The following is a 519-nucleotide window of genomic DNA, read 5'->3' as shown; positions in this document are numbered from 1 at the left end:
GGTGTCGACCGGCTCACCCCGCCGACCGGTGAGTTCGTCGTCGGCAGGTTCGACGGGAAGCCGGCGGCCTGCGCCGGGCTGCTCCTGGTCGACGCGGACGTGGCGGAGCTGACCCGGGTGTTCGTACGCCCGGAGTTCCGCGGCACGGGTGGTGGCGGGCTGCTGCTGGCGGCCGTCGAGAGCGCGGCGCGTGCGTTCGGCATACGGCAGATCCGGCTGGACACCCGCCACGATCTGGTGGAGGCGCGCGGGCTGTACGCCAAGCACGGTTACGCGGAAGTCCCGGCGTTCCACCACCGGAGCCCGTACGCGGAGCGCTGGTTCGCCAAGGAGCTGTAGACCGGGCGAGGCTGCCCCGGATCGGGCGGCGTCTGTCGGGCCGCGCGGACCGGGCGGCCCGGCTCAGGCCGCGTGGTCCCGTTTCGGCTCCGGACCGTGCGGCTGCTCCTCCCTCGATCCGCACGTCTCGGCGGTCAGCTCCGCCACGAGTCTGTGCAGGTCGCTCGGCCGTTCCGGCCC

1 protein-coding gene is annotated in these 519 nt (G+C 74.2%); it reads left to right on the top strand.

Annotated features, from left to right (window positions below):
* Positions 1–339: GNAT family N-acetyltransferase (locus tag AC1DYK_RS35620; RefSeq protein ID WP_478170554.1), on the top strand; the 339-nt coding region annotated here is incomplete at its 5' end.
* Between the last annotated feature and the right edge of the window lie 180 nt (positions 340–519).

It is taken from the genome of Variovorax sp. P2_H12, from assembly GCF_056403395.1.
Note: the sequence above shows the minus strand (reverse complement) of the source record. Positions and strands in the feature narration are given on the sequence as shown.